This window comes from Arthrobacter saudimassiliensis (assembly GCF_059090665.1).
Window position 1 is genome coordinate 139,524 of the sequence record NZ_JBNHFX010000001.1, and the last position, 25,698, is coordinate 165,221.

At 69.8% G+C, this 25,698-nt stretch carries 27 protein-coding genes and 1 other RNA gene; 16 read left to right on the forward strand and 12 right to left on the reverse strand.

What is annotated here, in order from left to right; genetic code table 11:
• Nucleotides 1-31: 31 nt before the first annotated feature.
• The 4 genes from AC5RV6_RS00620 to AC5RV6_RS00635 all read left to right on the forward strand — a co-directional run bounded on the left by AC5RV6_RS00620 (nt 32) and on the right by AC5RV6_RS00635 (nt 4,572).
• Complete coding sequence (locus tag AC5RV6_RS00620; protein WP_494005353.1) at nt 32-1,564, forward strand: ABC transporter permease; 1,533 nt, start codon at nt 32-34, stop codon at nt 1,562-1,564.
• A gap of 12 nt (nt 1,565-1,576) precedes the next feature.
• Nucleotides 1,577-2,623 (forward strand): ABC transporter permease, encoded by a 1,047-nt coding sequence (locus tag AC5RV6_RS00625; RefSeq protein WP_494005354.1) that lies wholly within the window; start codon nt 1,577-1,579, stop codon nt 2,621-2,623.
• Complete coding sequence (locus AC5RV6_RS00630) at nt 2,620-4,401, forward strand: dipeptide ABC transporter ATP-binding protein (RefSeq protein ID WP_494005355.1); 1,782 nt, start codon at nt 2,620-2,622, stop codon at nt 4,399-4,401. Before AC5RV6_RS00625 ends, AC5RV6_RS00630 begins: the two co-directional genes overlap by 4 nt.
• Before the next feature lie 96 nt (nt 4,402-4,497).
• Nucleotides 4,498-4,572: a 50S ribosomal protein bL37 gene (locus AC5RV6_RS00635; protein WP_369299106.1), complete on the forward strand. Its 75-nt coding sequence runs from the start codon at nt 4,498-4,500 to the stop codon at nt 4,570-4,572.
• Between the two features lie 58 nt (nt 4,573-4,630).
• On the opposite strand, the gene rsrA is transcribed toward AC5RV6_RS00635, so the two are convergent.
• Nucleotides 4,631-4,894 (reverse strand): mycothiol system anti-sigma-R factor, encoded by a 264-nt coding sequence (gene rsrA, locus AC5RV6_RS00640; protein ID WP_494005356.1) that lies wholly within the window; start codon nt 4,892-4,894, stop codon nt 4,631-4,633.
• On the reverse strand, nt 4,891-5,586 hold the full coding sequence (locus AC5RV6_RS00645; RefSeq protein WP_494006594.1) for a sigma-70 family RNA polymerase sigma factor: 696 nt from the start codon (nt 5,584-5,586) through the stop codon (nt 4,891-4,893). The genes rsrA and AC5RV6_RS00645 overlap by 4 nt, the downstream gene beginning before the upstream one ends.
• Nucleotides 5,587-5,921: 335 nt before the next feature.
• On the opposite strand from AC5RV6_RS00645, the gene AC5RV6_RS00650 reads away from it, so the two are divergent.
• The 9 genes from AC5RV6_RS00650 to AC5RV6_RS00690 all read left to right on the forward strand — a co-directional run bounded on the left by AC5RV6_RS00650 (nt 5,922) and on the right by AC5RV6_RS00690 (nt 13,828).
• On the forward strand, nt 5,922-6,500 hold the full coding sequence (locus AC5RV6_RS00650) for a DoxX family protein (RefSeq protein WP_494005357.1): 579 nt from the start codon (nt 5,922-5,924) through the stop codon (nt 6,498-6,500).
• A gap of 1 nt (nt 6,501) precedes the next feature.
• The gene (gene aroA, locus AC5RV6_RS00655) at nt 6,502-7,851 is read left to right on the forward strand and encodes a 3-phosphoshikimate 1-carboxyvinyltransferase (protein WP_494005358.1); all 1,350 of its coding nucleotides are present in this window, start codon (nt 6,502-6,504) and stop codon (nt 7,849-7,851) included.
• Nucleotides 7,851-8,957, forward strand: a complete 1,107-nt coding sequence (gene rsgA / locus AC5RV6_RS00660; protein WP_494005359.1) for a ribosome small subunit-dependent GTPase A — start codon at nt 7,851-7,853, stop codon at nt 8,955-8,957. Before aroA ends, rsgA begins: the two co-directional genes overlap by 1 nt.
• A gap of 58 nt (nt 8,958-9,015) precedes the next feature.
• Nucleotides 9,016-9,825 carry a histidinol-phosphatase gene (gene hisN / locus AC5RV6_RS00665; RefSeq protein WP_494005360.1) on the forward strand — a complete coding sequence of 270 codons (810 nt, stop codon included), beginning with the start codon at nt 9,016-9,018 and terminating at the stop codon, nt 9,823-9,825.
• 2 nt (nt 9,826-9,827) lie between these two features.
• Nucleotides 9,828-10,619 carry a class I SAM-dependent methyltransferase gene (locus AC5RV6_RS00670; protein ID WP_494005361.1) on the forward strand — a complete coding sequence of 264 codons (792 nt, stop codon included), beginning with the start codon at nt 9,828-9,830 and terminating at the stop codon, nt 10,617-10,619.
• Nucleotides 10,616-11,044, forward strand: coding sequence for a FluC/FEX family fluoride channel (locus AC5RV6_RS00675; RefSeq protein ID WP_494005362.1), 429 nt, complete (start codon nt 10,616-10,618; stop codon nt 11,042-11,044). Before AC5RV6_RS00670 ends, AC5RV6_RS00675 begins: the two co-directional genes overlap by 4 nt.
• Nucleotides 11,041-11,442, forward strand: coding sequence for a CrcB family protein (locus AC5RV6_RS00680; RefSeq protein WP_494005363.1), 402 nt, complete (start codon nt 11,041-11,043; stop codon nt 11,440-11,442). Before AC5RV6_RS00675 ends, AC5RV6_RS00680 begins: the two co-directional genes overlap by 4 nt.
• Nucleotides 11,443-11,518: 76 nt before the next feature.
• Nucleotides 11,519-12,598 (forward strand): carboxylate-amine ligase, encoded by a 1,080-nt coding sequence (locus AC5RV6_RS00685; RefSeq protein WP_494005364.1) that lies wholly within the window; start codon nt 11,519-11,521, stop codon nt 12,596-12,598.
• Nucleotides 12,599-12,727: 129 nt separating this feature from the next.
• The gene (locus AC5RV6_RS00690) at nt 12,728-13,828 is read left to right on the forward strand and encodes a carboxylate-amine ligase (protein ID WP_494005365.1); all 1,101 of its coding nucleotides are present in this window, start codon (nt 12,728-12,730) and stop codon (nt 13,826-13,828) included.
• Nucleotides 13,829-13,830: 2 nt separating this feature from the next.
• On the opposite strand, the gene AC5RV6_RS00695 is transcribed toward AC5RV6_RS00690, so the two are convergent.
• A complete protein-coding gene (locus tag AC5RV6_RS00695; RefSeq protein ID WP_494005366.1) occupies nt 13,831-15,519 on the reverse strand; it encodes a glycoside hydrolase family 13 protein in 1,689 nt (562 codons plus the stop codon).
• Between the two features lie 229 nt (nt 15,520-15,748).
• On the opposite strand from AC5RV6_RS00695, the gene AC5RV6_RS00700 reads away from it, so the two are divergent.
• Nucleotides 15,749-16,237, forward strand: a complete 489-nt coding sequence (locus AC5RV6_RS00700; protein ID WP_494005367.1) for a DUF1269 domain-containing protein — start codon at nt 15,749-15,751, stop codon at nt 16,235-16,237.
• A gap of 61 nt (nt 16,238-16,298) precedes the next feature.
• Here the strand turns inward: AC5RV6_RS00700 and AC5RV6_RS00705 are convergent, their stop codons facing one another.
• The 9 genes from AC5RV6_RS00705 to prfB form a co-directional block, all read right to left on the reverse strand.
• Complete coding sequence (locus tag AC5RV6_RS00705) at nt 16,299-16,931, reverse strand: uracil-DNA glycosylase family protein (RefSeq protein WP_494005368.1); 633 nt, start codon at nt 16,929-16,931, stop codon at nt 16,299-16,301.
• 346 nt (nt 16,932-17,277) lie between these two features.
• Nucleotides 17,278-17,648, reverse strand: a transfer-messenger RNA (tmRNA) gene (gene ssrA, locus AC5RV6_RS00710).
• 97 nt (nt 17,649-17,745) lie between these two features.
• A complete protein-coding gene (locus tag AC5RV6_RS00715; protein WP_494005369.1) occupies nt 17,746-18,105 on the reverse strand; it encodes a hypothetical protein in 360 nt (119 codons plus the stop codon).
• Nucleotides 18,102-18,572, reverse strand: a complete 471-nt coding sequence (gene smpB / locus AC5RV6_RS00720; RefSeq protein WP_494005370.1) for an SsrA-binding protein SmpB — start codon at nt 18,570-18,572, stop codon at nt 18,102-18,104. The genes AC5RV6_RS00715 and smpB overlap by 4 nt, the downstream gene beginning before the upstream one ends.
• An 89-nt stretch (nt 18,573-18,661) precedes the next feature.
• Nucleotides 18,662-20,041 carry a peptidoglycan DD-metalloendopeptidase family protein gene (locus AC5RV6_RS00725; RefSeq protein WP_494005371.1) on the reverse strand — a complete coding sequence of 460 codons (1,380 nt, stop codon included), beginning with the start codon at nt 20,039-20,041 and terminating at the stop codon, nt 18,662-18,664.
• 66 nt (nt 20,042-20,107) lie between these two features.
• Nucleotides 20,108-21,019, reverse strand: coding sequence for a permease-like cell division protein FtsX (gene ftsX, locus AC5RV6_RS00730; protein ID WP_494005372.1), 912 nt, complete (start codon nt 21,017-21,019; stop codon nt 20,108-20,110).
• On the reverse strand, nt 21,016-21,801 hold the full coding sequence (gene ftsE, locus AC5RV6_RS00735; protein ID WP_494005373.1) for a cell division ATP-binding protein FtsE: 786 nt from the start codon (nt 21,799-21,801) through the stop codon (nt 21,016-21,018). Before ftsE ends, ftsX begins: the two co-directional genes overlap by 4 nt.
• A 135-nt stretch (nt 21,802-21,936) precedes the next feature.
• Nucleotides 21,937-22,689 carry an SDR family oxidoreductase gene (locus AC5RV6_RS00740; RefSeq protein ID WP_494005374.1) on the reverse strand — a complete coding sequence of 251 codons (753 nt, stop codon included), beginning with the start codon at nt 22,687-22,689 and terminating at the stop codon, nt 21,937-21,939.
• A gap of 157 nt (nt 22,690-22,846) precedes the next feature.
• The gene (prfB, locus tag AC5RV6_RS00745) at nt 22,847-23,965 is read right to left on the reverse strand and encodes a peptide chain release factor 2 (protein WP_494005375.1); all 1,119 of its coding nucleotides are present in this window, start codon (nt 23,963-23,965) and stop codon (nt 22,847-22,849) included.
• Nucleotides 23,966-24,124: 159 nt separating this feature from the next.
• Here prfB and AC5RV6_RS00750 point away from each other — a divergent pair, with 159 nt between their 5' ends.
• Entirely contained in the window at nt 24,125-24,436 is a 312-nt protein-coding gene (locus AC5RV6_RS00750; protein ID WP_494005376.1) for a hypothetical protein, read from the forward strand.
• Between the two features lie 57 nt (nt 24,437-24,493).
• On the forward strand, nt 24,494-25,687 hold the full coding sequence (locus tag AC5RV6_RS00755) for a polysaccharide pyruvyl transferase family protein (protein WP_494005377.1): 1,194 nt from the start codon (nt 24,494-24,496) through the stop codon (nt 25,685-25,687).
• The last annotated feature ends 11 nt before the right edge of the window (nt 25,688-25,698 follow it).

Below are 25,698 nucleotides of genomic sequence, written 5' to 3' on the forward strand. Positions count from 1 at the left end.
CGGATCTGCACCATTCCCTAGGAGCCTTCCGGTGTTCTTCTTCATCCTCAGAAGAACGGTGACCTCGTTCTTCATCCTGCTGGCCGCAACGGCCCTCATGTTCGTCCTCGCCGTCAACTCCGGCGACCCCCTGCACGACCTCATTGAACTGCAAAGCAGCGACCGTGAGTCGCGCATCGCGGCCCGTACGGCCGCCATGAACCTCGACGAGCCCGTCCACATCCGCTACCTGCTCTGGCTGCAGGAGATCGGGCGGTGCGTCGTGCCCGGCGGAGCGCAGTGCACGCTCGGCCTGGACCGCTCCAGCAATCCGGTCCTGCCGCAGCTGGTCAACGCCATGGGCGCGACCTTCCGCCTCGTGGTCGTGGCCACGATCATCGCGATCCTGCTCGGCGTCATCACCGGCATGGTCACCGCCCTCCGCCAGTACAGCACCTTCGACTACTCGGTGACCTTCCTGGCCTTCCTGCTCTTCTCGATGCCGGTCTTCTGGCTCTCCACCCTCCTCAAGCAGTACCTCGCCATCGACCTGAACACCTGGCTCGGGAATCCGCAGATGTCCTATCTGCAGATACTTTTGGTCGGCGTGGTCGCGGGCGTTATCTGGACGGTGATCGTCGGCGGCGACCGCCGCCGCCGCCTCATGGTGTTCGGCGTCGCGACGGTGGCCACGGCCGCCATCCTGCTGATCCTGCTGACCACCAACTGGTTCCGGGACCCGGGGCTGGGACCGGTCGGCGTGCTCCTCAGCTCCCTGGGACTCGCCCTCGCCGCGGTCAGCCTGTTCTCCGGCCTGCGCCGGCGCGAGGTGCTTCGATCCGCGCTGGTGACCGTGGGGGTGGGCTTCGCCGCCTACTTCCTGACCATGGGCCTGCTCGAGGACCCGAACTGGCTGATTATCGCCGCCCTCGCAGCCCTCACGATCGGCGTGTCGATGCTGATCGGACACCTGCTGGGCGGGCCCTACGCCCGGCTCGCGCGGCGGGTAAGCATCGTCGCCGGCCTGGGAACCGGGTTCTTCATTTTCCTGGACCATCTGCTGTCGGCCTACAGCTCGCTGTCCCGCAAGAACGGCGGCCGGCCCATTCCGACCACCGGTTCCGAGACGCCGAACCTGAAGGGCACCTTCTGGGAGATCAACCTGGACTACGTGCTCTACCTGGCGCTGCCGACCGTGGCCCTGACCCTGATCTCGTTCGCCCTGTACACCCGCTACACCCGGGCCAGCCAGCTGGACGTCATGAACCAGGACTACATCCGCACCGCGCGGGCCAAGGGCCTCAGTGAGCGGACGGTGGTGGTCAAGCACGCCTTCCGGAACGCCCTGATTCCCATCACCACCCTGGTTGCGGTGGACTTCGCCGCCGTCCTCGGCGGTGCCGTCGTCACCGAAAACGTGTTCGGCTGGAACGGCATGGGCAGCCTGTTCGTCAACGGCCTGAACAATGTCGACCCGAACGTGATCATGGCGTTCTTCCTGGTGACGGGCGCGGCGGCGGTGCTGTTCAACATGCTCGCCGACATCGCCTACGCCTTCCTCGATCCGCGCATCACCCTGAACTAGCAGGCGGAAGAAATGACTGAAAACACCAGCCCGTCACGGGCACAGCCGGGCAGCGTCGGAGGTAATCCCGAGGCCGCAGCCATGGTCCTGCAGAACAGCGGTCCGGAGGCCGGCCAGGCCGGCACCCGGCCCGACGCCGTCGCCCCCGCCGGAGGCCCCGCACCCACCGCGGCCAAGAGCCAGGGGCGCCTGGTCCTCGAGCGGTTCCTGCGCCACAAGGGCGCCCTCGTCGGCATGGCGATGCTCCTGTTCGTCATGCTGCTTTCCTTCACCACCATCGGCATCGGCCCGATCCCGGGCTGGTGGAAGTACAACTTCTCGGAAGTGATGCCGATCGCCGAAGGCGGGCCCACCCTTTCCTGGACCGGCCTGGGCGACCACCCGTTCGGCCAGGACACCCTGGGCCGCGACTACTTCGCCATGACCATGCGCGGAACGCAGATCTCGCTGATCATCGCCTTCATGGTCGGGATCGTCTCCACGATCGTGGGCACCATCATCGGAGCCGTCGCCGGCTACTTCCGCGGCTTCACCGAAGCGGTGCTGATGCGCCTCACCGACGTCGTCATCACCATTCCGCTGCTGGTCGTGGCGGCCGTGCTGGCCGCTATGGTCTCCCGGTACGGCATCGTCGTCTTCGCGATCTTCCTCGGCCTGATCAGCTGGACCTCGCTGGCCCGGCTGGTCCGCGGCGAGTTCCTGTCCCTGCGGGAAAAGGAGTTCGTGGAGGCCGCCAAGTCGGTGGGCGCCGGGTCCGCACGGATCATCTTCAAGCACATCCTGCCGAACACCATCGGCGTGATCATCGTCTTTGCCACCCTCGCCATCTCCAGCGCCATCCTGCTCGAGACCTCCCTGAGCTTCCTGGGCCTCGGCGTGCAGCCGCCGGACACCTCGCTGGGCCGGCTGATCAACGAGAACCGCTCCGCGATGACCACCCGTCCGTGGCTGTTCCTCTGGCCCGGCCTGTTCATCGTGACCATCGCCCTCGCCGTGAACTTCATCGGCGACGGCCTGCGCGACGCGTTCGACCCCCGACAGACAAGGATCAAGCAATGAGCGCCTCCCCCGTCTACTCCGACGCCGGCGCCCCCGCGGCCGACGGCGCGCCCATCCTCTCCGTGAACGGCCTCGGCGTGGAGTTCAACGTCGACAACGAATGGGTCATGGCCGCCGAGGACGTCACCTACGCCGTCCACCCCGGCGAGGTCCTGGCCATCGTGGGCGAGTCCGGTTCGGGCAAGAGCATGTCCTCCATGGCGCTGCTGGGCCTGCTCCCCCGCAACGGGCGGTCCACCGGCAGCGCGAAGCTGCAGGGCCGGGAGCTCATCGGCGTGCCCCAGTCCACGCTGCGCCGGATCCGCGGCAACGACATCGCCATGATCTTCCAGGAGCCCATGACGGCGTTGAACCCGGTGCTGACGGTCGGTGACCAGATTTCCGAGATCATCGAGCAGCACACCAACGCGACGCCGGCCCAGGCGAAGGAACGCGCGATCGAACTGCTCCGCATGGTGGAGATGCCCGACCCGGAGGAGAAGTTCGACCACTATCCGCATCAGTTCTCCGGCGGCCAGCGCCAGCGCGCGATGATCGCCATCGCGATTGCCAACGATCCGATCCTGCTGATTGCCGATGAGCCGACCACGGCCCTGGACGTCACCGTGCAGGCCGAGGTGCTGGAGCTGCTGCGCAGGCTCAACAAACGGCTGAACAGCGCCATCCTCCTGATCACCCACGACATGGGCGTGGTCGCGGACCTGGCCGACCACGTGGTCGTGATGGAAAAGGGGCGCATCGTCGAGACGGCTCCCACCACGGAGCTGTTCGCCAACCCGCGCGAGCCCTACACGCGCCAGCTGCTGGCCGCGGTTCCCCACCTCGGCTCGAAGGTCGGCGGGGTCCTCGCCTCCGTCGAGGTCGAGGACGACGGGTCGCTGCAGGTGGCCGAGGCTCCCCGGGAGCTGCTGGCCGAGTCCGAGCGGATCAACGAGCCGGCGTCGGACGTGGTGCCGGCCCTGGCCCTGGCGGGCGTGGACATCGAGTACCCCGGCCGCTTCCGCCAGCCCCCGTTCAAGGCCGCCCACGACATCACCTTCACCATCAACCCGGGCGAGGTCATGGGCCTGGTGGGCGAATCCGGCTCCGGCAAGTCGACCATCGCGCGCGCCGTCACCGGCCTGCTGAAGACCTCTGCAGGCAGCATCCGCATCAACGGCACCGAAATCACCGGTTTGAAGGCGAAGGAGCTGAAGCCGCTGCGGCGCAGCTTCGCCATCGTCTTCCAGGACCCCGCGGCCTCCCTCAATCCGCGCCTGTCCATCGGCGAGAGCATCGGCGAGCCGCTGTACCTGCACGAGAAGCCCTCCCGGCGGGATCTGGACGCCAAGGTCGCCCAGCTGCTGGAGGACGTGCACCTGCCGGTCAGCTTCCGCAACCGGTATCCGCACGAGCTCTCCGGCGGCCAGCGCCAGCGCGTCGGCATTGCCCGGGCGCTGTCGCTGCGGCCCTCGCTGCTGGTGGCGGATGAGCCGACGTCGGCCCTCGACGTGTCGGTGCAGGCCCGGGTGCTGCAGCTGCTGCAGGACCTGCAGCAGCAGTACGGGTTCGCGTGCCTGTTCGTCAGCCACGACCTGGCGGTCGTGGAGATCCTGGCCAGCCACATCGCGGTGCTCAAGAAGGGCAGGATGGTGGAGCAGGGTTCCACCGAGCAGGTCCTGAAGTACCCGCAGGACCCGTACACCCGGCGCCTGCTGGCGGCCGCGCCGGTACCGGATCCGCAGGAACAGGCCTACCGGCGGGAGCAGCGCCTGGCCCTGCTCTCGGCGGGTTCCTGACCGGCCCGCGACGTCGGACGCGCGTGCGTTAGGCGGCGGCGGACTCCCTGTGGGAGACTGGAGGGCAGAGTGTGATCAAGAGCGAAGGAGGCAGCCATGAGCAAGCGTGCACGCAAGCGTCGTGACCGTAAGCGCGGCGGCGCAAACCACGGCAAGCGTCCCAACACCTGAGACGCGAAAAAGGCCCCCGCACTTCGGTGCGGGGGCCTTTTGCTGTCTGAGCCGCGGCTCAGTGGTCGGCGGCCGCCTGGATCTGGTTGATCCGGGCCAGGATGCCGGCCTTCAGGGTCTGGGGAGCGGCCTCGGTGCAGGAACGCTTCACCACCGAACGGATCACGCACTCCAGGTCGTGCTCCCGGGCGCACTCGGTACAGCCTTCAAGGTGCTCCTTGATCTCGACCAGGTCCTCATGGGACAGCGCCCCGTCGAGGTATTCGTACAGCCGCTCAATGCGGGCGTCGTCGCAATCGCCCAGTCTCTGGCAATCGCTCATAGCGTCTTCCCCTGTTTCGTTGTCTGGGTTTTCCCGCCCTGCGGGCTGTCAGCCTTGCCGCGGATGCCGCGCTCCTGCGCGTACTCCGCCAGCAGCTCACGCAGCATCCGCCGGCCGCGGTGGAGCCGGGACATGACCGTCCCGATGGGCGTGTTCATGATTTCGGAGATCTCCTTGTACGCGAAGCCCTCCACATCGGAGAAATACACCGCCAGGCGGAAGTCCTCCGGAATGGACTGCAGGGCGTTCTTGACGTCGGAGTCCGGCAGATGGTCGAGGGCCACCGCCTCAGCCGAGCGCAGGCCGGCGGGAGTGTGCTCCGCCGCGCGGGCCAGCTGCCAGTCCTCGACTCCGTCCGAGTGGGCCTGCTGCGGCTCCCGCTGCCGTTTCCGGTACAGGTTGATGTAGGTGTTGGTGAGGATCCGGTAGAGCCAGGCCTTCAGGTTCGTTCCCGGCTTGTACTGGTGGAAGGCCGAGAAGGCCTTGGTGTAGGCCTCCTGCACCAGGTCCTCTGCGTCGGAGGGGTTGCGTGCCATGCGCATGGCGGCCGAGTACAGCTGGTCGACATACTGCATGGCGTCCCGCTCGAAGCGCAGCTTCCGTTCCGCCTCGGACTCCTCCGCCACATCCAAGGGCGCCTCCACCTGGCTTTTGTCCACTTCCTGGCTGCCTTCCGGCACGTGAGTCTTCATCACGTTCCAGTCTACGGGTCCGGACCGGCGGTTCCCGGGAGAGCGGCGGCCGGGCAGGTTCAGGCGGACGGCGGCGTCGGCCGCCGGGTCGGCGGTCAAAGCGGTGGCGGCAGGCGGGGTCATCTTCCTCCATCTCGTACCGGCGGACCGTTGCGGGCCCCGGACATCTCTGCACAACACGGCAGGACCTCCGGGTATTCCACGCCCCCGTGTCCGAGCGCACCGACGCGGGCCGGTGAAGTGCCTCCGCCGACAGTAAATGCCAGACTAGGAGGAACACTCCGCTACGGCGGACCGGCCCGGCAGCCTCAAGGCTGCCGTCAGAAGGAGGCATCATGTCGATAGTCCGTTTCGCCGCCCGCCCGCTGCTTGCCGCAGGGTTCGTCGCCGACGGCGCCCGACGCCTGCGCAGCGTCGACGCCACCGCGGAGCAGCTGCAGCCCCTGCTTGCCGCCGCCCAGGGTGCCAACGAAACGGACGAGGCCCTCGCCGGCCGCAGCCGCGCCGTCACCCGTACCGCCGCCGGAGCCCAGATCGGGGCCGGGATCCTGCTCGGCGCCGGCCGCCTGCCCCGCCTCGCCGCCACGGTGCTGGCCTCCACCTGGGCCCTCGACACCTGGCTGGACCACCGCGCCGCCCCGGCCGGGACCGATGAGGAGAAGGCCTCGCGCCGCTCCGCCCTGCTGCGCAACCTGTCGATGCTGGGTGCAGTGCTCCTTGCCGCCGTCGACACCTCCGGCCGGCCCGGCCTGGCCTGGCGGACCGGGAAGCTCGCCGACGACACCCGCCGCAGCCTGTCCTCCGCCACCCACAGCACCGGCCGGACGGCCCGCCGCGTCAACCGGACGGCCCGCCGCCGGGTCAAGGCCGCGGACAAGGCCATCCGTTCCACCGTGAGCGGGCTCGCTGCCTGACATGGTCCGTTCCACCGCCCCGGCCGCCTGGCCCGCCCCCTTCACCGCAGGCTCCCCCGTCACCGGTACGCTCAGCGTTCCCGGGTCGAAGTCCCTGACCAACCGCTACCTGGTGCTGGCCGCACTCGCAGACGGTCCCTGCCGGCTGCGGGCGCCGCTGCATTCACGCGATTCGGCGCTGATGGTCCAGGCGCTGCGTGCCCTGGGCGCCGATGTCCGGGAAACGGCAGGATCAGGAGCGTACGGTCCGGACCTGCTCGTCACGGCCGCCCCGGCCGGCTCCGGAAGCGGCGTCCCCGCCGCAGTGGACTGCGGCCTGGCCGGGACGGTGATGCGGTTCGTGCCAGTGCTGGCGGCCCTGCGCGCCGGGCAGACCAGGTTCGACGGCGACCCGCACGCCCGCATCCGCCCGATGGGCACCACGGTGCAGGCCCTGCGCGGCCTCGGCGTCCGGGTCGACGACGAGGGCCGCGCTGCCCTGCCGTTCACGGTGCACGGCACCGGCGCCGTCGAAGGCGGGCGGCTGGAGATCGACGCCGGCGCCTCCTCCCAGTTCGTCTCCGCCCTGCTGCTGGCCGCCCCCCGTTTCCGCAGCGGACTGCACCTGGTGCACCGCGGCTCCGGGGTGCCCAGCATGGAGCACATCGGCATGACGGTCGAGGTGCTGCGTTCGGTGGGCGTGCAGGTGGATGACTCGGTGCCGAACGAATGGCGGGTCTCCCCCGGGCCGGTGCGGTCCTTCGACGTCCTCGTGGAGCCGGATCTGTCCAACGCCGGCCCGTTCCTTGCCGCCGCGGTGGTCACCGGCGGGACCGTCACGATCACGGGATGGCCGCAGGCCTCCACCCAGATCGGCGACCGCTGGCGGCAGATCCTGCCGCTGTTCGGCGCCGAAACGTCCTGGGCTGACGGAGCCCTCACGGTATCCGGCACCGGGGAACTCCACGGGGTGGACCTGGCCGACACCGGCGAACTGGCCCCCACCGTCGCCGCGCTGTGCGCACTGGCCGATTCGCCGTCGCGGCTGACCGGCATCGCGCACCTGCGCGGCCACGAGACGGACCGCCTCGCCGCCCTCACCGCGGAGATCAACGGCCTCGGCGGTGACGTGGAGGAAACCGCCGACGGGCTGCTGATCCGTCCCGCCCCGCTGCACGGCGGCATCTTCCATACCTATGCGGACCACCGGATGGCCACCGCGGGCGCGATCCTCGGCCTTGCCGTTCCCGGCGTGCAGGTGGAGGACATCGCGGCCACCGCCAAGACCCTGCCCGAGTTCCCTTCGCTCTGGGAGTCCCTGGTCTCCGCCCGGACGGCCGGCGGGGATGCCGACGGCGGGCAGGTGCGCTGATGGGACGCGGAACCAGCGGCTGGGACGAATCCGATGTGCGGATCCGGCCGAACAAGAAGGGCTCCAGGCCCCGCACCAAGGAACGTCCCGCCCACGAAGACGCCGTCCTGGGCCGCGTGGTGACCGTCGACCGCGGGCGCTACACCGCCGTCGTCGCCGAAGACACCCCCGAAGAGCGCATCGTCGTTGCCGCCCGGGCCCGCGAGCTGCGCCGCACCCCCGTCGTCGCCGGAGACATGGTGGGCCTGGTCGGGGACGTATCCGGCGCCCCGGACAGCCTGGCCCGGCTGGTGCGCGTCGAGGAGCGGGCCACCGTGCTGCGCCGCAGCGCCGATGACACCGATCCGGTCGAGCGCGTGGTCGTCGCCAACGCGGACCAGCTGGTGATCGTGGTGGCCGCCGCCAATCCCGAGCCCCGCACCGGCTTCATCGACCGGGCGCTGGTGGCCGCCTACGACGCCGGCATCGAGCCGCTGCTGTGCGTGACCAAGGCCGACCTGCAGGATCCCGCCGATCTGCTCGCCAACTACGCCCACCTCGACCTCACCGTGCTGGTCAGCGGCACGGCCGAGGACGGCGTCGACGCCGAGTCCGCCGAGGGCCTTTCCGCGCGCCTGCGCGGCGGCGCGGTGGAGCAGCTGCGCGGCCACCTGGCCGGAAAGGTGAGCGTCCTGCTCGGCCCCTCCGGCGTCGGCAAGTCCACCCTGGTCAACGCCCTCACCGGGGCCAACCGGGCCACCGGCGGCGTCAACGCCGTCACGGGCCGCGGCCGGCACACCTCGTCCTCCGCGCTGGCCCTGAAGCTGCGCGACGCCCCGCCCGGAAGCTGGATTATCGACACCCCGGGCATCCGCTCCTTCGGGCTGGCCCACATCGACCCTGACCGGATCCTGCGGGCCTTCCCGGATCTGGAACCGGGCACCGCGGACTGCGAGCGCGGCTGCCGGCACGACGACGGGGCGCCGGGCTGCGGCCTCGACGCCTGGGTGGCCTCGGGGGCCGCAGGCGAGGCCGGCCCCGCCCGGCTCGCCTCGCTGCGCCGGCTGATGGGCACCAGCGACCGGACCGAGGGGCGGGCGTCCGCCAAGGAACTGGGCACCACCTAGCCGCGCACCCGCACGTCAAACGTCGGCTTGAACGGGCCCACAGGATAGGTTGGGGAGTATGCCTGCAGCAAAGAACTACACCGACGACCTGCGCCTGGCCCACGTGATGGCGGATTCGGTCGATGACCAGACCATGTCCCGCTTCCGGGCGCTGGACCTGCGTGTGGAGACGAAGCCGGACCTGACGCCCGTCACCGACGCCGACAAGGCGGCCGAGGAGGCGATCCGGGGCCAGCTTTCCCGGGCCCGGCCGCGCGATGCCGTGCTCGGCGAGGAGTTCGGTTCCATCGGCGGCGGGCCGCGCCGCTGGATCATCGATCCGATCGACGGCACCAAGAACTTTGTCCGCGGCGTGCCGGTCTGGGCCACCCTGATCGCGCTGGTCGACGACGGCGAACCGGTGGTCGGCGTCGTCAGCGCCCCCGCCCTGGGCAAGCGCTGGTGGGCGGCGAAGGGCACCGGCGCCTACATGGGCCGTTCGCTGGCCTCCGCCACGCGGCTGGCGGTCTCCAGCGTGAACCGCCTCGGGGACGCGTCCCTGTCCTACTCCAGCCTCGGCGGATGGAAGGAGCGGGGGAACCTCGAGGAGTTCCTGGACCTCACCGAAGCCGTGTGGCGGACCCGGGCCTACGGGGACTTCTGGTCCTACTGCATGGTGGCCGAAGGCTCCGTGGACATTGCCTGCGAGCCGGAGCTGAACCTCTACGACATGGCGGCGCTGGTACCCATCATCACGGAGTCCGGCGGCCGCTTCTCCTCGCTGGAAGGCGAGGACGGCCCGTTCGGCGGCAATGCGCTGGCCACCAACGGCATCCTGCACGGCGAGGTCCTCAGCCGCCTGAACCCGGACCTCGTGGACCTGCTCTGACCGTGGCCCTCACAGGTCCCCGGCTCAGCGAGGAACGCCGCCGCCAGCTGGCCGAGGGGTACGGCGCCGGCGGCAGCCACTATGAGCGCGTGCGGCCCGGCTACCCGGCCGAAGCGGTGGACTGGCTGTTCGAGGGCTGCCAGGTGCACGGGTCCGCGGTGCGGACGGTGGCCGACGTCGGGGCGGGAACGGGCAAGTACACCCGGGTGCTCGCCGAGGCCGGCTTCCGCGTCGCGGCGGTTGACCCCAGCGCCGACATGCTGGAACAGCTGCGGCAGGCGCTTCCGCAGGTTCCCGTCCACCAGGGCACCGCGGAACACACCGGCCTTCCCGCCGGCAGCCTCGACGCGGTCACCGTGGCGCAGGCCTGGCACTGGTGCGACCCGCTGGCCGCCAGCACCGAGTTCGCCCGGATCCTGCGCCCGGACGGAATCCTCGGCCTGGTCTGGAACCAGCTGGACGTCTCGGTGCCATGGGTGCACCGGTTTGCCCGGATCAGCCACGCCGGCGATGTGCTGCGTCCCGGTTTCCGGCCGCAGGTCGGCCCCGAGTTCGTCCTGCAGGCGCAGTCCTCGGTGTCCTGGTCGCAGCCGCTGCGGGCCGACGAGCTGCCGGCTCTCGCACAGTCCCGTTCCTGGTACCGCACGGCAGGTGAGGCCGGCCGCCGGCGGATGCACGCCAACCTGGACTGGTACCTGTACGAGCATCTGGGCCACCAGCCCGACACCGTGCTGGAGCTGCCCTACCTCACCCTGTCGTGGCGGGCACGCCGGCGGTCCGGGCCTGTGCAGTGACTGCCGGACCGGAGCGGGCGGCGCTCCCGGCGCCGCGTGTCTGGGCCGCCGTCGCCATCGGCGGGGCGGTGGGCGCCGAAGCCCGATACCTGCTCGGCCTGGCCTTTCCCCAGCCCGCCGCCGGTTTCGACCTGGTGGTCCTCTGGGTCAACGCCGCCGCCTCCCTGGCCCTGGGCTGGCTCACCGGCCGCTGGAGCACCCGGCCGGTACCGGACTGGGTGCGGGCGGGGCTGGGCCCCGGCCTGCTGGGCGGGTTCAGCACCTTCTCCGCTTTGGCCCTGAGCCTTGAACGCCTGACGGCCGCCGGCAGCGCAGCTGAAGCCGCTGCCTACCTGGCCGCTTCCCTGCTGCTGGGCCTCGGGGCCGCCGCCGCGGGCCTGTTCCTGGGCCTGCGGCAGGGCCGGAACTCCAGGGCCGGGACATGAACGTCCTCGCGGCCCTGGCGGTGGCGGCGGGCGGCATGCTCGGCGCACTGGTCCGCTTCGGGCTCGACACGCTCGTGCTCCGCCGCGCCGGAACCCGTCCGTGGGCAGCCCTGCCCGTGGGCACGCTGCTCGTCAATGTGGCCGGCAGCGCACTCATCGGCGCCGCCTACGCCCTGCTGCAGGACGGCGGACTGAGCGCCCCGGCCTACGCCGCCGTCGCTGCGGGCCTGGCCGGCGGCCTGACGACTTTCAGCTCATGGGCCGTCGCGTCGGTGCTGCTCTGGAACGGGGACAGGCACCTGGCGGCGGTGCTGAACCTGGTCCTGAACGTGGTGCTCGGCGCGGGGGCCTGTGCCGGCGGATGGCTGGCGGGCGACTGGTTGTCCGCGGCCCGGTAACAGCCGCCCGGCCTCCCGCCGCACGACCGGCGCCCCTAGACTGGTCCGACCGCTGACGCCTTCCCCGGAGGGACCCGTGCGTACTTTCGGCATAGAAGAGGAGTTCCTCCTCATTGATCCCGCCACCGGGCTGCCCGGCAGGAAGGCCGGAGAGGTCATTGCCCGCGCAGCGCCGGGCGCATCCGGCCAGCCGGAACTGCTGACCTGCCAGGTGGAGCACGCCACCGGGATCTGCACCACCGTGGAGGAGGCGGCCGCCGATCTGCTGGAGTTCCGCGTCCGGATCGCGGCCGCAGCGGCCGCGGCCGGCCAGGCCGTTGCGGTTACCGGCGCCGCGCCCCGCATCTCCGGCTCCCCCGCCGATGTGACGGATGTGCCCCGCTACCGGCTGATGGGCGAGATGACCGGCGGCGTGGGCATGGAGCAGTACGTGAACGGCACCCATGTGCACGTCGCCGTCGCGGACCCCGAGGAGGGCGTGCGGGTGCTGAACGGGCTTCGGCCCTGGCTGGGCACCCTCGCCGCACTCGCGGCCAACTCGCCGTTCTGGCGCGGCCGGGACAGCCGCTTCTCGAGCTGGCGGCTGGTCCACTACCGGCGCTGGTCCGTGCAGGGCTGCCCGCCGCTGTTCGCCGACGCCGCCGATTACTCGCGCCGCCTGGCCGCCCTGCTGGCCACCGACGTCGTCCTCGACGCGGGCCACGTCGGCTGGGCGGCACGGCTGTCCGGGCACCTGCCCACGGTGGAGGTGCGGGTGGCGGACGCCCAGCTCGAGGCCGCGGACTCGGTGCTGCTGGCCGCCCTCATCCGCGCGCTCGTGTCCACCCTGGCCGGTCAACCTGCCGATGCTGACCCGGCGGATCCGGAACTGCTCGACGTCGGGCTGTGGCAGGCCGCACGATACGGGCTCGACGGGAACCTGCTGGGCCACGGGACGCCGCCCGCGGGCCTGCGCAGCGCACAGGATCAGCTGCAGGAGCTGATGAGATTTGTCTCCCCGGCGCTGGAGGCCAGCGGCGACCTGCCCTACGTGCGGGACGGCCTGGCCAGGCTGCTCGCCCACGGGCCGGGCGCCCGCCGCCAGCGCCGAGCCGCGGCTAACGGCGGAGCCCGCGGCGTCGCCGGCCTGTTTGCCGCCGCCCTCACGGCACGCTGAGCGGAACATCGCACCGGTGTTCGCGGCGTCCGGCGCCGCGCTCCGTTTGGCGCGCGGGCCGGGGACGTGTCTAGTCTCGTAGAGGTAACGATCAGCTGCCGGGCACGCCTGGCTGTCCTAAGGAGCTCCATGGCCACGCTGGGTATCGAAGAGGAATACCTGCTGCTCGATCCGCGGACCGGGCTGCCCTCCCACAAGGCCGATGAGGTGGCCGGCTATCTCCACGACTCGCCCCGGGTGACGGACAACGAAGTGCAGCGTGAGCTGCTCAGCTGCCAGATCGAGACCGCGACCCCGGTCTGCTCCACCCTGACCGAAGCCGAAGAGTACCTGCTCAACTTCCGGACGCAGCTGGCGGCCGCTGCGGAAAAGGCCGGCGTCGTGGCGGCGGGGACGGCCACCGCTCCCCGCGTCGAGGAACACTACCCCGAACTGACCGATAAGGAGCGCTACCGCGAGCTGCAGCAGAGCGCGCCGGGCATTGTCGGTGACCAGTTCGTCAACGGACTGCACGTGCACGTCTCCATCCCGGACAAGGAGACCGGCGTCCAGGCCCTGAACCGGATCCGGGAGTGGCTGCCCCTGGTGGTGGCGCTCAGCTGCAACTCCCCGTTCTGGCTCGGCCGCGACAGCGGCTTCGGCAGCTGGCGTGTGGTCCACTACCGGCGCTGGCCGGTGCAGGGCTGCCCGCCGGTGTTCCGCGACGCCGCCGACTATGAGCGGCGCATCCAGCGCCTGGTGGACACGGCCGCCATCATCGACCGCGGCGTGCTGACCTGGATGGCCCGCCTCTCGGACGCCTACCCGACCATCGAGGTGCGGGCCGGCGACGGGCAGCTGCAGGCCCGGGATTCGGTGCTGCTGGGCGGCCTGATCCGCGGGCTGGTCAGCACCGCCGTCGAGCAGGCCCGGCGCGGGGCCGGCTACGCCGTGCCGGACGAGGAGCTGCTCGACGCCGCGATGTGGCAGGCCGCCCGTGAAGGGCTCACCTCGAACCTGGTGGATCCGGTCACCGCGCGGCTGGTGCCGGCCTGGGACCGGGTCGAGGCCCTGCTGGAGTACATCGGCCCGGCGCTGGAGGCCGAGGGCGACACCGAGTGGGTGCGGGCCGGGCTCCGCCAGCTGCGCAGCCAGGGCACCGGCTCCGAACGCCAGCGGCGCGCCATGGCCGACGGCGGCACGCCCGCCCTGCTCGAGCTCTACCGGTCCTCGGTGACCGCCGAGGACTAGCCTCAGGAGGCGCTGACGCGCACCTGCCACGGGCGCAGGAGAAGCGGGTCCGCGCCGTCGTCGTAGTTGTCCATCACTGTCCTGCCGTGCGCCAGGTCCGGGGGCAGGGCCAGGTCATCGGCGGAGACGTTGGCCGTCACCTGCAGCCGTTCCTGCCCCAGCAGCCGCTCGAAGGCGTACAGCCGGGGATGGTCGCCGTGGAGCATGTGGCAGCTGCCCAGGGCAATCAGCGGCGATTCGTGCCTCATCCGGATCAGCCGCTGGTACCAGCGGAAGATGGAGCGCTCCGATGCGCGGTCCGCTTCGACGTTGATCTCCGCATGGTTCGGGTTGACGCTGATCCAGGGCTCCGCGTCCGAGAAGCCGGCATTGGGGCCGGCGTCCCACTGCATGGGAGTGCGGGCGTTGTCCCGGCTCATCCGGCGCAGGGACCGCAGCACGTCCGCCTCCGGCAGGCCCCGTGCCAGCGCGTCGCGGTGATAGTTCAGCGACTCGATGTCACGGTACTGGCCGATGTCGGTGAATCCGGCGCTGGTCATGCCGATTTCCTCGCCCTGGTAGATGTAGGGCGTGCCGCGCTGGAGGTGCAGCAGCGTGGCCCACAGGGTCGCCGACTCGTAGCGGTACCGGCCGTCGTCGCCGACCCTGGACACCTGCCGGGGCTGGTCGTGGTTGCTCAGGTACAGGCTGTTCCAGCCCCTGTCCGCCAGCCCCCGCTGCCAGCGGTTCCAGGACGTCTTCAGGTCCCGCAGGTCCAGTTCCCGGTATTCCCACTTCGAGCCCGGCTCGTGGTCCAGCTGCACGTGCTCGAACTGGAACACCATGTCCAGCTCGCCCCGCGCGGCATCGGTGTAGAGCAGGGCCTGCTCCACGGTTGCCCCCGGCGTCTCGCCCACCGTCAGGAACTCGCCTTCACGGTGTGAGAACGCGGTGCGGCGCATCTCCTGCAGGAACTCGTGGATCCGCGGGCCGTTGGTGAACCAGGGGCCCCCGTCGCCGTACGCGCTGCCCGGTTCCACCGGCCCGTCCGGGAGGCGGGGATCCTTGGAGATGAAGTTGATGACGTCCATCCGGAACCCGTCGACGCCGCGGTCCAGCCACCAGTTCATCATTTCGTACACGCTTTGCCGCACCCGGGAGGAGTCCCAGTTCAGGTCCGGCTGCTGCGGGGTGAACAGGTGCAGGTAGTACTGCCCCGTGGGCCGGTGGTAGCTCCAGGCCGGACCGCCGAAGAAGGAACCCCAGTTGTTCGGCTCGGCCCCCGGCTCCCCCGGATCGAAGCCGGGCCGCGCATCGCGCCAGTAGTAGGAGTCCCGGGAGGGGTTGTCCCGGGAGGAGGCGGAGGTGACGAACGCGGAGTGCCGGTCCGAGGTGTGGTTCACGACCAGGTCCATGATCAGCTTCATGCCGCGCCGGTGAACCTGGTGCAGCAGCTCATCGAACTCCTCGGCCGTGCCGAAGACCGCATCGATGCGCCGGTAGTTGCTGATGTCGTACCCGTTGTCGTGTCCCGGGGACTCATGGATCGGTGAGAGCCAGATGACGTCCACCCCCAGGTCGGCGAGGTGGTCCAGGCGGGAGATGATTCCGCCGATGTCGCCCACGCCGTCGCCCGTGGAATCCGCGAAGCTGCGCGGATAGATCTGGTAGACGACGGCCCGGGTCCACCAGGCGGGAGCCGTATCCAACATGCCGCATCCTTTCGGCCCGGTGCCCGCGGCGCGGGGCGGTGTCCTGCGAGTCTAGGCGGCGCAGGGGCGGAAAGGGACCGGTTTGCCGCCGGACGGCCGGCTCCGCGCCTTGTGTCTTGTTCCGGGCACGGCCCCGTCACTACTGTGGTCGATACCCGCCAGGCCGGCCCGAATCCCCGGACGGGACAGAGGGTGTGCGCCTGGATCCCGAATCGTTTGGAGTCTTCCTATGGCAACATTGACCGTTTGGAAATTCTCGGATGCAGGTGAGGCGGAGAAGGCCACCCAGACCCTTGCCAGCCTGCAGTCGCAGGGCCTGATCAACGTGCAGGACGAGGCCATTGTCACCTGGCCCGAGGGCCGGAAGAAGCCCAAGACCGTCCAGGAACACAACACGGTCGGGGCCGGCGCCCTGGGCGGCGGATTCTGGGGCCTGCTGTTCGGCCTGATCTTCTTCATCCCGCTGATCGGCGCCGCGGTGGGCGCCGCGATCGGTGCGATGACCGGTTCGATGGTCGACGTCGGCATCGACGACAACTTCATCAAGCAGGTCCGCCAGGAGGTCACCCCCGGCACCTCGGCGCTGTTCGTGCTGTCCTCCGACGCGGTGGAGGACCGGGTGGCCGACGCGTTCAAGGGCTACACGGGGGCCAGCCTGATCTACACCAACCTCTCGAAGGACCAGGAGCAGAACCTGCGGGCCGCCTTCGCGGAGTAGGCCCGGAACGACGAAGGAGGGCACGGACCTGTGGTCCGTGCCCTCCTTCCGCGTGTGCCGGCTACCTGCCGCTGATGCCCGTACGGGCCATCGCGTCCTTGTAGGCCAGGCTCATTTCCGCCAGCGAGATCTCCTGCCGTTCCGGCGTCGTGCCAAAGGAACGCCCCACCAGGGAACGGACCTTGTAAACCTTCAGGCTGCGGCGGTAGATCATCCGGTTCTCGGTCTTCAGGAAGGCGGCGGCCAGGCGCTGAGCCTCCGCGCCGTGGGCGACGATGGCCGAGGCGCGCGGCACGATGGCCAGCAGGCGCAGCAGCGGTTTCAGTCCCTCGGCGACCTGCTCCTTGGTGAGCTTGGCATCGTCCTGGCCCGGCAGGAACCACGGGTAGGTGTTCCAGGGCATGACGTACCGGGGGTGCAGACCGGCTTTCCAGTGCACGCCGAGCAGGCGGGTCGCCGCCTCGCCCGGGCCCGGGGTGATGAAGCCGGAGGGGTCCGGCTCGCCGCCGTTGTTGGAGAACAGGCTGATGATCCGGCATTCGTCGATGTCATGCATCGGATCGACGTAGGGCACTTCGGAGCCCGGCTTGAGCTCCTTCAGCGCATCGCAGAGTTCGTTGACTGCGGCTACGTTCGGCTCGTAGCGGCGGTTCCAGAGCTCGTCGCGGGGGGAGGAAACGGTGGCGGTGTGCATGGGGGTGGGGGGTCTCCTACGGTGGTGCGGTTCTTCCCGCCGCCGGATCCCGGGCACGTCTCAGGAGCCGTCCCCCGCCTCGCGGGCAGTCGGAAACGGAGCAGCTGAACAGTGGTGGTGGGTGCGGTGGAAAGGGGCAGCAGCAGCGGGCCGGATGGCTCCCGTCGAAGCCCGGCGGGTCCGCGGCTGGCCGGCTACCAGCTTACCAAGCCGACGGCTGCTTCCCCGCCGCCCGGGCCCGCGGGAGGCGGCAGGGGCGCCCCGGGAGACAAATGTCACGGCTGCCGCGGCGACCTCGGGCCCTGTTCCCGGGCACGGAAAAGGCCCCGGAAATCCGGGGCCTTTCTCGTGGAGATGGGGGGAATCGAACCCCCGTCCGATGTCGTGTTGTCAGGGCTTCTCCGGGCGCAGTCCGCGTCGGATTTTCTTGGCCCCAGCCATCTTCGCGAACGAGTGGCTGATCCGGGCCCAGCCGTCTAAGAGTCCCGGACACCCCGACGGCGAAGGTGTCCAGCAGTGGCTCTCTAAATGACGCCAGGATCCGGGGCGAGAGCATCCCCGGGCTGACGGACTATGCCCGCTGCTTAGGCAGCGAGAGCGAAGTCAGTGCGCTTGGATTCGGCACTTATTGGTTTGCAGAGAGCGTTTACGAGATAACTCTGCATCCTCGGCCCGCTTCCCCTGTCGCGACAAACATCGTCGAAACCGATCATCCCCGTATTCAGTTGCCAACCGCGGCCGGTTTCCCGGCTGCGCCGCGCCGAAGCGCGGACACCCAGTATAACCTACGCCGGTCGGAGGGTATTCCCGGCGGCTACAGCTGGACTCCGAAGACGACCACCGGCGCCTGCCAGGCCAGCACCAGGATCCAGGCGACCACGGCCATCAGCACGCCCAGGATGGACAGGCCGGTGATTCCCGCCTGCCGGCGCCGGAATGCCCAGGCGAACTGGGCGACGTTCAGGGCCACCAGGAGCGGCGAAATCCAGACGACGAACTGTGCCAGCGCGATCCAGTACACGGCGAAGAAAGGCACGACGACGAGGATCGCGACCGGGGCCAGGGCCAGCACGAGCAGCAGGTCGAGGACGATGACCGGCCAGCACCACAGCGGGATGCGGGTCTTTGCCTCGGTCTCTTCCTCTTCCTGGGGCTCCCAGAAGGTACCGCTCATCCGAGGTTCTTCTCCCGCATCGCGCGCTGCGCCTCCCGGTTGTCCTGCCGCTCGCGCAGGGCCTGCCGCTTGTCGTAGTCCCGCTTGCCGCGGGCGACGGCGATCTCCACCTTGGCGCGTCCGTCCACGAAATAGAGCTGCAGCGGCACAATGGTGAAGCCGGTCTCCCGTGTCTTCTGCGCGATCTTTTCCAGCTGCTCCCGATGCAGCAGCAGCTTCCGGCGGCGGCGGGCGGCGTGGTTGGTCCAGCTGCCGTTGAGGTATTCGGGTATGTAGGCCGCTTCCAGCCACAGCTCGTCGTTGTAGAACGTCCCGAAGCCGTCCACCAGGGACGCCCGGCCTTCCCGCAGCGACTTGACCTCGGTGCCCATCAGCACCATCCCCGCCTCATAGGTGTCAAGGATTTCGTAGTTGTGCCGGGCCTTGCGGTTGGTCGCAACGACCTTCCGGCCACTTTCCTTGGGCACGGAAACGCTCCTTTATCTCCGGGGTGCAGGACTCTCCATTGTAGGCCCTGCCCTCCCCCGGGCCCGGACGCGGCCGTGCGGCGGCGCGGCTAGAGCAGGCCCATCGGATCGACGAGGCTGCCGTTGAGCATGGTCTCGAAGTGCAGGTGGCAGCCGGTGGAGTTACCGGTGGTGCCCACGTAGCCGATCAGCTGTCCGGCCTGCACGTACTGTCCCACCGAGACCGTGAAGCTGCTCAGGTGGTAGTAGTTCGTGGCCAGGACGTTGGTGCCGATGACCCCGTGGTTCAGGACCACCCGGTTGCCCGTGCCGATCATTTCCCCGCCGCCCTGGTCCGCCCGCCAGACGTCGCCGGCTGCCGGAGCGTAGACGGGGGTGCCGCAGCGGGCGCCGTAGTCGATGCCGGAGTGCAGATAGCCTCCGCTGCCCAGGAAATCGATGGTGCCCGCCGGTGTGGCCCGCCAGCCGAACCCGGACGAGATCGGAGCGTTGACGGGGTGGCGCAGGCCGAAGGCGCTCGGTGCGGACGGAGCCACCGGCGCCTGCGGGGCGACGCCGCCCTGGCCGTTGCGGGCGGCTTCCTCGGCCGCGCGGCGGGCGGCTTCCTCGGCGGCGCGCCGGGCCTCTTCAAGCTGGCGCCGCTGCCGCTCGGCAATGTCGTTGGTGACCTGCTGCTGCTGGGCCTGAATATTGCTGAGCTTGGCCTGGATGGCCGGCTTCTGCTCCTCCAGCTGGTTGTTCAGCGTTTCGGTCTCGCCGATGAGCCCGTCAAGCTTCTCCTTCTCGGCTGCCGCCTCGCTGCGTGCTGCCTCCTCGGCCTCCAGCGCGGCGGTGGCCTGGTTCTCCAGGTCGGTGATTTCCTCTTCGACCGCGGCCAGCCGGGCCTCGGAGTTCACGTTGGTGGCGTTCTGCTCGGACAGTCGAGCCAGGGCGGCATTCTGGTTCCGCAGTGCGTGTTCGGCAAGGCCCATGGAGCCGCTGAGGCTCTCGGCGCCGTCGGCTCCCAGCATCAGGGAGAGGCTGGACGGCATGCCGCCGTTCTTGTACGCCTGGCTGGCAATCTGCCCCACCTTGCGCTCGGCCTCGGTCATGGCCTGGGCGTCCCGCTCGATCTGGGCGGTGAGCGAGTTGCGGGTCTCCTGGGCAAGCGCCAGCCGGTCGCGGAGGTCCGCCACCTTGGCTGCGGCGACGTCGACGCGCCCTTCGGCAGCGGTCAGGGCCTCCTGGCGGGCCGGCAGCTGGCCGCGCAGCAGCGACAGCTCGGCAACGGTCCGGGCGATGTCGGCGTCGAGGTATTCATACTCGGCCTGCACCTGCTGCTGGGCGGCGTCGAGCTCCGCCTTGCGCTGATCCAGCTCGTCCGCCTCGGCGGTGCCGCTGAAGGGCATCACCAGTGCCAGTGCCAGGGCAGCGGCAAGCCACGCCACGAGCATCCGCGCGCTCCGGCGCTTACCAGCAGCTACCTGCATACCAACGGCTCCCCAATAGTGTTCATTCGATGTTTCTGTGTACCGCAAATTCGTGGCTGCATCCGCCTACACCTTGAGGTACCGCCGGAGCGTCAAGAGCGAGGATACCCCCGCAAGCAGCGCGCCGAGAAGAAGTAGTGCAGGGCTGAGCAGCAGCACCTGCTGCGCCGAGATGAACGCGGTGTCGGGATACATCTCGGCCAGCCGGGTGATGCCGAACCGGGCCAGTCCCCATAGGGTAACCGATGCGAGCAGCGCCCCGATCACCGCGGCAATGACGCCCTCCAGGACGAACGGCAGCTGGATCACGGCCTTCGAGGCGCCGACCAGGCGCATGATGCCGGTTTCCCGGCGGCGGCTGAAGGCGGAGAGGCGGATGGTGGTGGCCACCAGGAGGATGGCGCAGACGAGCATTACGGCGGCCAGCAGGACGGCCACCACCGAGGCGCCGTTCATCACGGAGAAGACCTTCTCCAGCAGTTCACGCTGGTCGCTGACCTCATCGACGCCGGGCATCGAGGAGAAGGCTTCGTTGATGACCTCGTACTTCTCCGGGTCCACCAGGCCGACCCGGAAGGACTCGGGCAGCTGTTCGGCCGTGACCTGGTCCACGATGGGTGAGTTCGCGAACTGGTCCTGGAAGTGGCCCAGCGCCGTCTGCTGGTCCTCGTAGTGCACCGTGTCGACGTACTCCGCGAAGGCCGGGGAGGTCAGGCGTTCCTCGATCGCCTCGCGCTGTTCGTCGGTCACGGCGCCGCCCGAGCAGTTGGGCGAGGAGTATTCGTCCACGCACAGGAAGACCGCAACCTGCACCCGGTCGTACCAGTAACCCTTCATCTGGCCGATCTGCATCTGCAGCATCGCCGCGGCCCCCACGAAGGTCAGCGACACGAAGGTCACCAGGACCACCGAGACGACCATCGAGAGGTTGCGCCTGATGCCGGAGCCGATCTCCCCCAGGACAAAGGCAAGTCTCATTCCGTGTTCCCCTTACCGGTGACGGCACCGCCGTCGTCTGCGGGCCTGCCGGGATCGCCGGCCGCGGCCGTCTCGGCGGCGGCGTCGGCGGCCGGCGGCTCACCCAGATAGATCCCTTCACGCTCGTCGCGGACCACCTTGCCGGAGCGCAGCTCCACCACGCGCTTGCGCATGGCGTTGACGATGTCGTCGTCGTGGGTGGCCATCACCACGGTGGTGCCGTTCTGGTTGATCCGGTCCAGGACCTTCATGATGCCCAGCGACGTGGCGGGATCGAGGTTTCCGGTCGGTTCGTCGGCCAGCAGGATGCCCGGGCGGTTCACGATCGCGCGGGCAATTGCCACGCGCTGCTGCTCGCCGCCGGACAGCTCATGCGGCAGCCGGCCATCCTTGCCTTCCAGGCCCACGGTCTTGAGCACTTCGGGGACGGAATCCCGGATGACGGCGCGGCTGCGGCCGATCACCTGCATGGCGAAGGCCACGTTCTGGAAGACCGTCTTGTTGGGCAGCAGCCGGAAATCCTGGAACACGACGCCGATGTTGCGGCGCAGGCGCGGCACCCGCCAGCCGGGAATGCGCGCCACGTTGGCGCCGGCCACGTAGACCGTGCCGCGGGTTGCGTGCTCTTCCTTGAGCACGAGGCGGATGAAGGTCGATTTGCCGGAGCCGGAGGCACCGACCAGGAAGACGAACTCGCCCCGATCGACCTCCAGGTTCACGTTGCTCAGCGCCGGACGCGAGGTACGGTCATAGACCTTGGTTACGTTGTCAAATGTGATCATGGCTCTTTGTGCCCATCTTCTGCGGCCGGGGCACGGGCCTGGGTCGGGATATGGGGCACCGGCTAGTCGACTATATCGGCACCGCAGGAGAATCCGTCGCGTTCGGCTGCGTGTGTCGCCGAACGGGACCGGCGGTCACCGGCTGCTCCAGCCGCCGTCGAGCGGGTACGACGCTCCGGTGGCCATCCCGGCGTCCGGGCCCGCGAGCCAGACCGCGAGGGCGGCGACCTCGTCGGGCTCGACCAGGCGCTTGACCGCCTGCTCCGCCAGCATGATGCGCGCCAGCACCTCCTCCTCCGCAATGCCGTGGAGCCGCGCCTGATCCGCGATCTGCCCTTCAACCAGGGGCGTGCGGACATAGGCCGGGCTGATGCAGTTGGACGTGACGCCGTGGGCTGCGCCCTCCAGGGCACAGACCTTGGACAGCCCCTCGAGGGCGTGCTTGGCGCTGACGTACGCCGACTTGTTGGCCGAGGCCCGCAGCCCGTGCACGCTGGAGATGTTGATGATGCGGCCGAAACCGCGCGCGTACATGCCGGGCAGGGCGGCGCGGATCAGGAGGAAGGGCGCCTCGACCATCAGCCGGTGGATCAGCCGGAACGCCCCGGGGTCGAACTCCTCGATGGGGGCCACCCGCTGGATGCCGGCGTTGTTGACCAGCACGTCGGTGTCGAGCTGCAGCTGCTCCAGCGCCCCGGTGTCCGTCAGGTCCACCGTCCAGGCGGTGCCGCCTGCGTCGTCGGCGACCTTCCCCGCGGCGTCGCCGTCGACGTCGGCCACGGTGACCGCCGCGCCCTGCTCCGCGAAGGCACGGACGCAGGCCGCACCGATGCCTCCCGCTCCCCCGGTGACCAGCACCCGGAGGCCCGCCAGCCTGTCCTGAGTCATCGGACTGCTCCCTTCGCCGCGCGGCGCCGGCAGCGGCGGAAAGCGGTTCGCATCCGCGGCCGGCCTGTGGCGCATTCCTAGCACGGATCGCCGGCCCGGAGCGGAAGGCCCGCCGGTTCAGCCGGCACGGCAACTGGAGCGGGAGCGGGGCCCCGCGCTACTTTGCGGCGGGGATGCTGCCGTGGGCGCGCCAGCGGATGCCGGCGTCGATGAAGTCGTCGATTTCACCGTCGAACACGGCGGAGGTGTTGCCGACCTCGTGTTCGGTCCGCAGGTCCTTGACCATCTGGTAGGGATTCAGCACGTAGGAGCGCATCTGGTCGCCCCAGGAGGCCTTGACGTCGCCGGCGAACGCCTTCTTCTCGGCGTCCTCCTGCTCCTTCTTCAGCAGCAGCAGGCGGGACTGCAGCACGCGCATCGCGGCGGCGCGGTTCTGCAGCTGCGACTTCTCGTTCTGCATGGAGACCACGACGCCGGTGGGGATGTGGGTCAGGCGCACCGCCGAGTCGGTGGTGTTCACGGACTGGCCGCCCGGGCCGGAGGAACGGAAGACGTCCACCCGGATCTCGTTGTCGGGGATGTCGATGTGGTCGGTGGCCTCGATCAGCGGAATGACCTCGACCGCGGCGAAGGACGTCTGGCGGCGGCCCTGGTTGTCGAAGGGACTGATCCGCACCAGGCGGTGGGTGCCGGCCTCGACGGCGAGGGTGCCGTACGCGTAGGGCGCCTTGACCTCGAAGGTCGCCGACTTCAGTCCGGCCTCTTCGGCGTAGGAGGTGTCCAGGACCTGGGTCGGGTAGCCGTGGCGTTCGGCCCAGCGCAGGTACATGCGCAGCAGCATTTCGGCGAAGTCGGCGGCGTCCACGCCGCCGGCGCCGGCACGGATCGTGACGACGGCCTCGCGCTCGTCGTAGTCGCCGGAGAGCAGGGTCACCACTTCGAGCTGGGTCAGGGCCTTCCGCAGGGACTCGAGTTCGGCCGCAGCTTCGGCGCGGCTGTCCTCGTCGGCTTCGTCCTGTGCCAGCTCCACGAGCACCTCGAGGTCGTCAATGCGCGCCGCCAGCTTTTCCAGCCGCTCCAGCTCGCTTTGGCGGTGGGAAAGCTTGGAGGTGATCTTCTGCGCGGCCGCGGGGTCGTCCCACAGGTCCGGGACGCCGGCCATCTCGCTCAGCTCTTCGATGTCCTCACGGATGGCCTCGACGTTGGAGACCTCCTCAATGGACGAGTAGGTGGAACGCAGGGCGCGGATCTCCGCGGAAAAATCGATTTCTGCCATGGTTCCTCCAGACTACGCCATCGCCTTCGTCCGGTGGCGGGGTGAAGCCGCGGGCCCGGTCCGGCGGCCGCCGACGCGCCGGGCCCGGAGGCAGGGGGTGTCGGCGCCCGGGAGTAGATTAGTGGGCGTCAGCAACAAGCGTGAGGAGTCAGTGCAGCGATGACGGCAGGCACCAACACACACAACGGCGACGTGCGGCATCCCGAGCCGGGCCGGCGTTACTCCCTGGAGGAGCTGCAGGACCTGGCCGAGGCCGGCGACGGCTGGGCGATGGGCAAGGTGGACGAGTGGGAGCGCACCTTCGCGGACGAGTATTCCGGGCAGCTCATCGACAAGTGCCCGGATGAGGGCTGTGAGCAGTTCGGCGAACCGGTGACCTTCTGTTACGGCGAAGACGGGCAGATCGTCGACATTGATCACGGCGGCTGGGGCCACTATCCGGCCGCCCGCAGGCAGGCCAAAGCGTCCTGATTCCCTGTGCCCGGGCGTTGGCCGTTCCGACGGCCGGATGCGGGTTAGTCTGGCTGGATGGATACTCGCCCGCACTACTTGATCGGCTCTGCCGGGTACCCGAATTTCGGTGACGAATTCATTGCAGCAGCGTGGCTGCGGTACCTGGCCGAGGTGGATCCGGACACCGATGTCTGGCTGGACAGCCCCGATCCCGGCAGCGCCCAGCACCTCTTTGCCGGGCTCCATCCCCGTCTGCGCGTGACCAACACGCTGTGGCGGCTGATGGGCGAGCACAGCTCGCTGCCCCTCGATGAGGCCGCGGACCGCATCGGCACCCTGGTCCGGAACTTCGGATCCCCGCGCTACGACCTCGGGCTGATGCAGGTCCGTGAAGCGTCTTCCCTCCACCTGATCGGCGGCGGGTACATCAACGGCATCTGGCCGCAGCATCTGGGGCTGGTTGCCGCGATGAAGGCCGTGCGCAGCGTGTCGGGAGCCCGGCTGTACGCGACCGGTCAGGGGCTCCTGCCGGTGGCCGAGGGGGCCGGGGATCCCGGCACCCTGTTCGAGGGCTTCGATTACGCCGCCGCCCGTGACCGCCAAAGCGCCGAAACATTCGGCATTCCCGCCCGCCTCGACGATGCCTTCCTGGCGGCCTCCGACGCGGTGGCCGCTGCTGCTCCCGGCGCCCCGAGCGGGCTGATGGTCTGCATCCAGTCCGACCTGGCCGCTCCGGGCCGGATGGAGGAGATCATCGGCACCGTGCGGCCGATGATTCAACAGGCCGTCGACGACGGGAAGGACGTCCGGTACCTGGAGGCCATTCCCGGCGTCGATTACGCCGCGTACGAGCAGCTGGCCGACCTGATACCGGAGGATCGGTTCCTGCCCTTCTCCCACGTCTGGCGGCACGGGCTGCCCGTGGGTCCGAACCAGCAGTGGATCACCACACGGTTCCACCTGCACCTGCTGGCCGCCGCGGCCGGCGCGCGGGGCATCGCCCTGAGCGTGCGTCCGGGCTACTACGACGTCAAGCACGGTTCCCTGACGGCGATCGGCAGCGGATGGACCCTCGAGGACGGCGGGCCGCTGCGCATGCCGGTCCGGCGCGGACCGCTGGCAGGCAACCTGGCGGCCCTCACCGCCGACAAGCGCGCCGAGGCGGACGCCCTGTACTCCCGGCGGAGCGCGGCCGACGCCGAGGCGGACAGCGGTGCGGGCAGCCCCGCCGGCCTCTGGCGCAGGGCGCGCACGGTCCTGGGCCGCTGAGCGGCACCCCT